The sequence below is a fragment of the Anaerotruncus colihominis genome (assembly GCF_010206195.1).
In the GTDB taxonomy this organism is placed as follows: Bacteria; Bacillota; Clostridia; order Oscillospirales; family Ruminococcaceae; genus Anaerotruncus; species Anaerotruncus colihominis_A.
This window is the reverse complement of the sequence record NZ_VIQT01000034.1, coordinates 1-1,011: the sequence shown is the minus strand read 5'-3', so window position 1 is coordinate 1,011 and position 1,011 is coordinate 1. Positions and strand designations below refer to the sequence as shown.

Here is a 1,011-nt window from a genome sequence, read left to right as displayed (position 1 = left end):
GCAACGAACGGCTGTCGCTTGTTTTGCAGACAATCTGCTCCACAGGCATCCGCGTTTCGGAGCTTTTATTTGTTACGGCAGAGGCCGTGCGCAGGGGGGCGCGCGGTTGTCCGCTGCAAGGGCAAAACGCGGTATATCTTTTTACCGGAGCGGCTGCGGCGCGCATTGTCGGCCTATCTGGCGAAACAAAAAAGAGCAGCCGGGCCGGTCTTCATCACAAGGACGGGAAAACCGCTCGACCGCTCCAACATCTGGCGCGATATGAAAGCGCTGTGCAAGCGCGCCGGCGTCAAGGCGGGCAAGGTATTCCCACACAACCTGCGCCATTTATTTGCACGTACCTTTTATTCTCTCGAAAAGGATCTGTCCCGGCTGGCCGACATTCTGGGGCACACGAACGTTTCCACCACACGCATCTATACGGTGGAAAGCGGCGCGGCGCACCGCCGGCAAATAGAACGCCTGGGACTTGTGATCACATAATTTCCGTTATGTTGTACTTTGCCTGCTCCGCAGGGCCCCGCAATCGTCATTATACTACATAGCTTGTCAAAATAGCAATACCCTTTTCCAAATAAATCCTTTCATGTCAGCTTTCATACACAGATTCCAGACCGGCCGAGGAAATTTTGCGGCCGGTCTGTGTGTGTATCCTTTTTATTTGTTGGTGAAACGGCAAGCAGCTTCTAAATGAAGTCAACAGCCCGCATAATACAACATAACGGAAATTATGTTGTTGACCGCGTTTGGCCGTTTTACCATTTCCAACAGCGTCCCCAGCCAAGCATGAAGCCCGCCCTCCATAACGCTGTATGCGGATGTGCCTGCCACATACCTGAAAACCACTCCTCTCTATCATCTGGCACAGTAAGCATGCCGCGTTTTGAGTTTGGGGTGCGGGCGATTGAACGTCGCCCGCACCCGCTTTCTTTTTTCGTGTACTGTCAAAACTGAACGCTGCACATGATCCAAAACAGCCCTCCGAGCCAGGCATGGTTCGGAGGGCTGTTT

General features: G+C 53.1%; 1 protein-coding gene. It reads left to right on the top strand.

The window, feature by feature from the left end:
• Positions 1 to 483: tyrosine-type recombinase/integrase (locus tag FMM72_RS16900; RefSeq protein ID WP_431603346.1), on the top strand; the 483-nt coding region annotated here is incomplete at its 5' end.
• Between the last annotated feature and the right edge of the window lie 528 nt (positions 484 to 1,011).